The sequence below is a fragment of the Mycobacterium sp. 48b genome (genome assembly GCF_048282725.1).
In the GTDB taxonomy this organism is placed as follows: Bacteria; Actinomycetota; Actinomycetes; order Mycobacteriales; family Mycobacteriaceae; genus Mycobacterium.
In genome coordinates, this window is the sequence record NZ_JBLVUL010000001.1 from 1,337,290 (window position 1) to 1,345,647 (window position 8,358).

6 protein-coding genes are annotated in these 8,358 nt (G+C 65.3%); 5 read left to right on the forward strand and 1 reads right to left on the reverse strand.

What is annotated here, in order from left to right:
- The first annotated feature begins 62 nt into the window (after window positions 1-62).
- Genes ACNQR1_RS06345 through dmpG form a run of 3 tightly spaced genes read left to right on the forward strand, consistent with a single transcriptional unit; the run spans window position 63 to window position 2,838 of the window.
- A complete protein-coding gene (locus ACNQR1_RS06345; protein ID WP_418044822.1) occupies window positions 63-848 on the forward strand; it encodes a 2-keto-4-pentenoate hydratase in 786 nt (261 codons plus the stop codon).
- Between the two features lie 23 nt (window positions 849-871).
- Complete coding sequence (locus ACNQR1_RS06350; RefSeq protein ID WP_418044824.1) at window positions 872-1,789, forward strand: acetaldehyde dehydrogenase (acetylating); 918 nt, start codon at window positions 872-874, stop codon at window positions 1,787-1,789.
- Window positions 1,786-2,838 (forward strand): 4-hydroxy-2-oxovalerate aldolase, encoded by a 1,053-nt coding sequence (gene dmpG, locus ACNQR1_RS06355; RefSeq protein WP_418044826.1) that lies wholly within the window; start codon window positions 1,786-1,788, stop codon window positions 2,836-2,838. The genes ACNQR1_RS06350 and dmpG overlap by 4 nt, the downstream gene beginning before the upstream one ends.
- On the opposite strand, the gene ACNQR1_RS06360 is transcribed toward dmpG, so the two are convergent.
- The gene (locus ACNQR1_RS06360) at window positions 2,835-4,589 is read right to left on the reverse strand and encodes an alpha/beta hydrolase fold domain-containing protein (RefSeq protein ID WP_418044828.1); all 1,755 of its coding nucleotides are present in this window, start codon (window positions 4,587-4,589) and stop codon (window positions 2,835-2,837) included. The two genes, dmpG and ACNQR1_RS06360, sit on opposite strands and share 4 nt — an antisense overlap.
- Window positions 4,590-4,820: 231 nt before the next feature.
- Here ACNQR1_RS06360 and ACNQR1_RS06365 point away from each other — a divergent pair, with 231 nt between their 5' ends.
- The gene (locus ACNQR1_RS06365; RefSeq protein WP_418044831.1) at window positions 4,821-6,896 is read left to right on the forward strand and encodes a RecQ family ATP-dependent DNA helicase; all 2,076 of its coding nucleotides are present in this window, start codon (window positions 4,821-4,823) and stop codon (window positions 6,894-6,896) included.
- Window positions 6,897-8,092: 1,196 nt separating this feature from the next.
- A complete protein-coding gene (locus ACNQR1_RS06370; protein ID WP_418044833.1) occupies window positions 8,093-8,323 on the forward strand; it encodes an MbtH family protein in 231 nt (76 codons plus the stop codon).
- Window positions 8,324-8,358: the final 35 nt, after the last annotated feature.

Here is an 8,358-nt window from a genome sequence, read left to right on the forward strand (position 1 = left end):
TATAGAATTGACCGGCAATCCAACAACCGCCCCGGTCAAAGAAGTGAGGGGAATTCACCAGAATGCTTAGCGACGAGGTACGCGCCCAGCTGGCCGCTGACCTGGCCCAGGCCGAGCGGAGCCGGGTTCCGATGACGCCGTTGACGGATCGGCACGGCGACATCGACGTGGTGGATGCCTACGAGATCCAGCTGATCAACATCCGGCAGCGGGTGGCCGAGGGCGCGCGAATCATCGGCCACAAGGTCGGGCTGTCCAGCAAGGCCATGCAGGACATGATGGGTGTCGACGAGCCGGACTACGGCCATCTCCTCGATGAGATGGAGGTCTTCGAGAACGTCCCCGTGAAGTCGTCGAACTTCCTGTACCCGCGGGTCGAGGTCGAGGTCGGGTTCATCCTTGCCGACGATCTGCCCGGGGCCGGATGCACCGAGGAAGACGTACTCGCCGCGACGGCCGCGTTCGCCCCGGCGATCGAGCTGATCGACACCCGCATCACCAACTGGCAGATCAAGTTGTGCGACACCATCGCCGACAACGCCTCCAGCGCCGGGTGGGTGCTCGGCGAAGCGCGGGTCTCGCCCAAGGACATCGATATCTGCAACATCGACGCAGTCCTGACCAACCACGGCGAGGTCGTGGCCGAGGGACGCAGCGATGCGGTGCTGGGAAATCCGGTGACCGCGGTGGCCTGGTTGGCCCGCAAGGTGGAGAGCTTCGGGGTGCGTTTGAAGGCCGGCGACATCGTGTTGCCGGGCTCGTGCACGCGTGCGATAGATGCACCTCCGGGCAGCGATTTCGTCGCTGACTTCGCCGGGTTAGGTTCAGTGCATCTTTCTTTCGAATGAGGTTTCGAGGATAGGGAGCCGATATGGCTGAAAAGGCATCAGTTGCCATCGTCGGGTCGGGCAACATCAGCACCGACCTGTTGTACAAATTGCTGCGTTCGGAGTGGCTCGAGCCGCGCTGGATGATCGGTATCGATCCGCAGTCCGAAGGTCTGGCCCGGGCCCGCAAACTGGGCCTGGAGACCTCCCACGAGGGTGTGGACTGGCTGCTCGCCCAGGACGAGAAGCCGGATCTGGTGTTCGAGGCGACCAGCGCCTACGTCCACCGCGATGCGGCCCCGCGCTACGCCGAGGCGGGCATCCGCGCGATCGACCTGACCCCCGCGGCTGTCGGTCCCGGCGTCATCCCGCCGGCCAACCTGCGTGCGCACCTCGATGCGCCCAACGTCAACATGGTCACCTGCGGTGGCCAGGCCACGATCCCGATGGTCTACGCGGTCAGCCGCGTGGTGGATGTGCCCTACGCCGAGATCGTGGCGTCGGTGTCGTCGGCCTCGGCCGGTCCGGGCACCCGGGCCAACATCGACGAGTTCACCAAGACCACCAGCGCCGGCGTGCGCGACATCGGTGGGGCCCGCAACGGCAAGGCGATCATCATCCTGAACCCGGCCGAGCCGCCGATGATCATGCGCGACACCATCTTCTGCGCGATCCCCGAGGATGCCGACCACGCTGCCATCACGCAGTCGATCAAGGACGTCGTCGCCGAGGTGCAGACCTACGTGCCGGGCTACCGCCTGCTCAACGAACCGCAGTTCGACGAGCCGTCGGTGGTCAACGGCGGGAACCACCTGGTGACGGTGTTCGTGGAAGTGGAAGGTGCCGGGGACTACCTGCCGCCTTACGCTGGAAATCTGGACATCATGACCGCGGCGGCGACCAAGGTCGGCGAGGAAATCGCCAAGGAGCGCGCTTCGGTTTCGGAAGGAGCCCAGGCATGAGTGACATCTTCTTCAACCCGGTGTGGGACGTCCGGATGACCGACACGTCACTGCGCGACGGGTCGCATCACAAGCGGCACCAGTTCACCAAGGACGAGGTCGGCGCGATCGTCGCCGCTCTGGATGCCGCAGGCGTCCCGGTCATCGAGGTCACCCACGGCGACGGGCTGGGCGGATCGAGCTTCAACTACGGGTTCTCCAAGACCCCGGAGCAGGAGCTGATCAAGCTGGCCGCCGAGACGGCCAAGGAAGCCAAGATCGCCTTCCTGATGCTGCCCGGCGTGGGCACCAAGGAAGACATCAAGGAAGCCCAGAACAACGGTGGCTCGATCTGCCGCATCGCGACCCACTGCACCGAGGCCGATGTCGCGATCCAGCACTTCGGGCTCGCCCGGGAGCTGGGCCTGGAGACCGTCGGGTTCCTGATGATGAGCCACACCATCCCGCCGGAGAAGCTGGCCCAGCAGGCTCGCATCATGGCCGATGCCGGCTGCCAGTGCGTCTATGTCGTGGACTCCGCCGGTGCCCTGGTGCTCGAAGGTGTCGCCGACCGGGTGTCGGCTCTGGTTGCCGAACTCGGTAACGACGCGCAGGTCGGTTTTCACGGTCACGAGAACCTGGGCCTGGGCGTGGCCAACTCGGTCGAGGCTGTGCGTGCGGGTGCCAAGCAGATCGACGGCTCGTGCCGCCGGTTCGGCGCAGGTGCGGGCAACGCACCGGTCGAGGCGCTGGTCGGGGTGTTCGACAAGATCGGCGTCAAGACCGGCATCGACTTCTTCGACATCGCCGATGCCGCCGAAGAGGTCGTCGCACCGGCGATGCCGGCCGAGTGCCTGCTGGACCGCAACGCGCTCGTGATGGGCTACGCGGGGGTGTACTCCAGCTTCCTCAAGCACGCGGTGCGCCAGGGCGAACGCTATGGGGTGCCTGCCCACGAGCTGCTGCTCCGTGTCGGCCAGCGGAAACTGATCGGTGGTCAGGAAGACCAGTTGATCGACATCGCTCTCGAGATCAAGCGCGAACAGGAAGCCGAGAAGGCGAAGGCCTAAACGCTGACTGCCGCGTCGTCGTCCTCAGAGACGATGCCGAGCTGGCGGTAGACGTCGTCGCGGTAGTTCGCCGACTGTGAGTTGATCGGGATAGGGCCGCCTTGCGCCCAGTCGTGGATCTGGCCCATCCCGATCACCACGGTGACGTCGGCATTCGGATCGGCGTCGACCATTCTCTCGGCGTAGAGCAACGCGCCCGGCGCGGCCTGCTCGCGGGAACCCACGTAGATCGTGGTCGGCGGCATTCCCGCAGTCGGCCCGATCATCGGGTTCCACAACTCCTCGGGCCCGCTGGCCCACGAGCCGTAATACTCCTTGTCCGCCTCGGTGAGCCACACGACCGGGTCGTTGACCAACGCCACGTTCGGGTCGGTGTAGATGTCTGATCCTTGAAGCCCGGGTGAGAGCAGCACCATTCGCGACGGGACCCGGGTCTGTAGGCACTCGGAATCACCATTGCAGTCGCGGACGATCTTTTGCACGGCGAGCATGGACAGGGTGCCGCCTGCCGAATCCGCGTACACGCTGACGTTCTCGGCGCCGTAGGTCTCGACCTGTGCCGCGATGAAGTCGGCCATCGGTGGGACCGAGTTCTCCGCATTACCGCCGTCGGGGATCAGGGGATAGCGGGGCACGACGATCGTGGCGCCGGTCTGGCGTGCCATCTGCGTGTAGTCCATCCAGTGAATGATGTTGGGGTCGTAGACGAATCCGCTGCCGTGCACCGCGATGACCCGTTCACCGGTCGGGTTCGGTGGGGTGATCACCCAGACGTCACCGCCCTCGTAGGTCTCTCTGGTGACGGTCAGACCGACGGTGGTGAACCACGGCGGGGTGGGGGTGGTGATCAGCTCGCCCAGTTTCATCGTGATGTTGACACCGATGAGCTGGGACACCTGCTTGAGGGCTTCCATCCCGAACACCGTGATCTGGTCGGTGATCGAGGGTGCGGGAGTGGTGATCACGTGGCCGGCGAGTTCCGGTGGCACCACGATTCCTGGGGCCAGAGCCACCGGTCCTTCCGCGGTGACGGTGCTGGTGAGGGTGCCGACATGCGTCAGGAGGTCCTGCGGCCTGCGGAGGGCGTGCTCGAACTCGCGGCGCGCGAACGCCAGCATGGCCCACGCCCCGGGAGGTTCGGCGGGGGACTCAGGTGAGGAGTTCAGCGAGAACGGATTCAGGACGGCGCTGACCAACGTGGAGACGGCCCCGGAAACCGCCTCCTCGAACTTCTCGATCCTCGGCGGTGTCGACTTCGGGACCGGACGAGGCGCGATCGCCGGCAACGCCCGCACCCTGGATGTGAGTGTGGACCTCGGGATGGCGGTGATCGGTCCGACATCGACCGCAGTGGGTGCATCGGATTCGGCATCGGTGGCTGGGTCGTCGTCGGTGACGGTCGCGGGCCCTGGCTGTTGAGTCGCCTTGTCCGGTTCGGGCGCGCGCTCGACGGCTCTGGCCGCACGCTTGGAGGTGACCTTGGTGCCGCGTGCCTTCCTCGTGAGCGTGGCGTTGGCGTCGGGCCGGCTGAAGTCCGCCGAATCCAGTGCGTCGCGCACCGCGGTGCGCAGCTTGGCGCCCACCTTGTCGACGGCTTCCCTCGGTGTGGCGGGGGTGTCGTTCGTTGTCGTGCGTGGATTCGAGGACGGCTTGGTCTTCGGCTTCGCCGGACGGGGTTTCTCGGGCCCGGTGTCCTTGGTTGTCGACGTGTCGGTAGGGCCGGCCGTGGCCACCCCGCATCCCAACCCCATGGCCACAGCAGATCCAACCCCCAGGGCTACCGCCAAACCGCCGACGCGCCCTGCATATCCCCCCGTATGCATGTGTTCACGTCTACCGGATCGGCAGTGAGCGCGGGGCGGTAATCGGCCGAACTTGACAAATGTTCATGTTTAAGCGGAATGCTTAGGCGCCCTGTTGTTTTCGGGAATGTCGGTTCGGTGCGGTAAGTGGTGTCGGGCGCACCCGGCATCATTGGGGCCATGGCAACCCGTGAGCAGGCCCAGTCGATCCTCGAACAACTGGCCGGGCCAGCGGCGGTTCTGCGTGATGACCAGTGGGCGGCCATCGAGGCCTTGGTGGTCGAGCGGCGCCGGGCGCTGGTCGTACAACGCACGGGGTGGGGTAAGTCGGCGGTCTACTTCATCGCGGCCAAGCTGCTGCGTGCGTCCGGTCGAGGGCCGACGGTGATCGTCTCGCCGCTGCTGGCGTTGATGCGCAACCAGGTGGCTGCGGCCGAGCATGCCGGGGTCCGGGCGGCGACGATCAACTCCGGCAACGTCACCGAATGGGACGGGATCCATCAACAGGTCGCCGAGGGGGAACTCGACGTGCTTCTCGTCAGCCCCGAGCGGCTCAACAATCCCGACTTCCGTGACAACGTCCTACCGGCACTGGCCGCCGATGCGGGTCTGGTGGTGGTCGACGAGGCGCACTGCGTTTCGGACTGGGGGCATGACTTCCGGCCGGACTATCGCCGCATCCGTACCTTGATCGGCGAATTGGGTTCGCAGATACCGGTTCTTGCCACCACCGCGACCGCCAACGACCGGGTGGTCGGTGACGTCGCGGCCCAACTGGGAGTCGGCGGGTCGGACACCCTGGTGCTGCGCGGTGGCCTGGACCGCGAGTCGTTGCGGCTGTCGGTGGTGCAGGTGGGCACCCCCGCGCAACGCGCCGCCTGGATTGCGGCGCAACTGGATTCCCTGCCCGGTTCCGGCATCATCTACACGCTGACGGTGGCGCAGGCCCACGACGTGGCGGCGCTTCTGGCCGAGCGTGGGCACAAGGTGGCGGCTTACACCGGGTCCACCGACACCACCGAACGCGAACAACTCGAAGCCGACCTGCTCGACAACCGGGTCAAGGCGCTGGTGGCGACGTCCGCGCTGGGCATGGGCTTCGACAAACCCGACCTGGGGTTCGTCGTGCACCTGGGGGCGCCGTCGTCCCCGATCGCCTATTACCAGCAGGTGGGGCGCGCTGGGCGTGCGACTGACAGCGCCGAGGTGATCCTGCTTCCCGGCACCGAGGATCAGGATGTCTGGAGGTACTTCGCGTCAGTGGCCTTCCCGTCCGAACCGATGGTGCGCCGTGTCATCGGGGCACTGGAGACCGATCGCGCGCAGTCGACTCAGGCGCTGGAACCGCTGGTCGATCTCAACAGGTCCCGCCTCGAGATGGTGCTCAAAGTGCTCGACGTGGACGGTGCGGTCCGCCGGGTCAAGGGCGGCTGGATCGGCACCGGAGAGCCCTGGAGTTATGACGAGCCCCGCTACCGGGCCCTGGACGAGGCGCGCCGGCGGGAGCAGCAGGCGATGCTCGACTATCAGGCCACGGACAGCTGCCGGATGGTGTTCCTGCGTGGCCAGCTCGACGATCCCGAGCTCAGTCCCGGCGCGCAGTGTGGGCGGTGTGACAACTGCACCGGTCGGCGCTACGAGGCCGCGGTGGCGCAGGACATCCTGACCGATACCGCGGCGCGGTTGTCCCGGCCCGGTGTCCTGGTGGCCCCGCGCAAGCAGTGGCCGTCCGGACTGGCCGCCCTGGGTGTGCCACTGTCGGGCCGAATCGCCGAGGGCGCCGCGCCGGGCCGGGCGATCGGCCGGCTCACCGATCTCGGCTGGGGAGCGCGGCTTCGGCGCCTGCTCGCCGAACCCGACGGAGAGGTGCCCGACGACGTGATCGACGCGGCCATCGAGGTGCTCAAGGCATGGGATTGGGATACGAGGCCGGCTGCGGTGATGGGCTTGGACTCTCTGACACATCCGGTGTTGATCGGCTCGACGGTGCAGCGCCTCGCGACGATCGGGCGGCTGACGAATCTGGGCATCCTGCCCTACGTCCCGCAGCACCGGCCTGTCACCGCCGCGAATTCGGCCTATCGGGTGGCAGCGCTTGACGGTGCCTGGGAACCGCCGCAGCTTGATGTCGGTGGACCCGTTCTCCTGGTCGATGACATGACCGATACGGGATGGACGCTGACGATGGCCACCCGGTTGCTGCGCGCCGCCGGAGTGCGTGAGGTTCTGCCGTTGGTGTTGGCGAGCGTCAGCTGAGGTTGTCCGGCGGAGCCTTAACGGCGTCCCCGGCGAGCGAACTCTTCAAGCGTCGGTCTGAGCGGCCGATAGCCGGTGCAAAATGACGCTGCCAGCAATTAAGTGCCGTCTTTATTTCACTAGTCAATCAATAGTGTTTACTGCTTCTGCACGTGCGTGCACATATCGCGCCAATGAAACCGGGCGCGAAGGCGGCGATCGGCCGCCCAGGAAGCGGAGATGAAGATCAACGGGGTGCGGCGCCGAAGCTGCTGAATCGGTGCCCAAATATTCGCTAGTTTTTGCGATCGGAAACTTTGAAAACAACCGATCTTGATAAATGACTAAGGATTGGCTGGCTAACTGCTGCCAGTGGCATCCGATCGTGATTCACCCAGGGTTGCGGATGTGGGTTGTTTCGCTCAGATTTTGCTGAAACCTCTATGCAAGCGGTGTGTACTGCCCATGCGCGGGGTCGGGGCCCTGTCGGTGCTCAAGTGCTTTTTCGCTCTGCTTCGCTAGATAGAACTACACGCGTGTTCTTGATATCGGACAGGGCCGACGAGTCGCCGTAGATACCTCGGGTGGCCCGGATGGAATCGCTGATCTGGGCTCCAAATTTCCCGTTCTGGGTCAATGAGACCCCACGCGTTCCCCGGGTCCGGCGCCTGTTCGAGGGAGGCGCAAACGTCGCCTCCGCTGAGTATTTCCGCAGGGAAACGCCTGTATGAGCGGAGCGGGGCGGTCCTGACCACCCACACGGGGTTGCCCCGTGGTGAGACGCCTACCGTGCCGTTCGTCCGATGTGCACCCGGCGCAGCGCCCTCGTCTTTTCGTTACCACGCGCAGCCCGGCGGTCGCGTCGAGTCATCAGAACCGAGGGTCGGCGAGCCCTTCGCCCGTGGCGCCTGAAGGTCGCGAGTTGAGGTGTGCCGGTCGTGCCATCGCGGGGAATGTCGACACTATTTGCTCGTAGTCGGCCGGCTTGTCGAATGAGAAGATGAATACCGTCAAGGCAGCAACGGAAAAGTCCGGGATCGCTAATTTCTGCACCCCCGTCAAGAAGATGTGGATATGCTGGCGCTCTGCAACAAGACACGTCATAGCTGGAGTTGGCCAAAGAAACAGACATCGTGAGGACAGGTGCGGGGCTGGATGCCTTGCGTCGGCTTCTCTGGCGTTTTTTTACTGGTCAACTCGACGATGGGGAGGACCAGATGAGCATCAACCCGTTTGACGACGACAACGGTCGTTTTCTTGTCTTGATCAATGACGAGGAGCAACACAGTCTGTGGCCGACCTTCGCCGACGTCCCTGCCGGGTGGAAGGTGGTGTTCGGCGAAGCCGACCGCGCTGCGTGTCTGGACTATATCGAGCAGAACTGGCCGGACATCCGGCCGAAGAGCTTGCGCGACAGATTGGCGCAGAGCCAGGGGTCTAACCAATAACAAACGGGCCGGGGGGCGCAGCACAGATCGCGGTG

Excerpts from the sequence above, each read along its gene's own strand:
- ACNQR1_RS06370 (WP_418044833.1), top strand. The coding sequence starts at position 8,093 with ATGAGCATCAACCCGTTTGACGACGACAACGGTCGTTTTCTTGTCTTG.
- ACNQR1_RS06345 (WP_418044822.1), top strand. The coding sequence starts at position 63 with ATGCTTAGCGACGAGGTACGCGCCCAGCTGGCCGCTGACCTGGCCCAG.
- ACNQR1_RS06365 (WP_418044831.1), top strand. The coding sequence starts at position 4,821 with ATGGCAACCCGTGAGCAGGCCCAGTCGATCCTCGAACAACTGGCCGGG.
- ACNQR1_RS06350 (WP_418044824.1), top strand. The coding sequence starts at position 872 with ATGGCTGAAAAGGCATCAGTTGCCATCGTCGGGTCGGGCAACATCAGC.
- dmpG (WP_418044826.1), top strand. The coding sequence starts at position 1,786 with ATGAGTGACATCTTCTTCAACCCGGTGTGGGACGTCCGGATGACCGAC.
- ACNQR1_RS06360 (WP_418044828.1), bottom strand. The coding sequence starts at position 4,589 with ATGGGGTTGGGATGCGGGGTGGCCACGGCCGGCCCTACCGACACGTCG.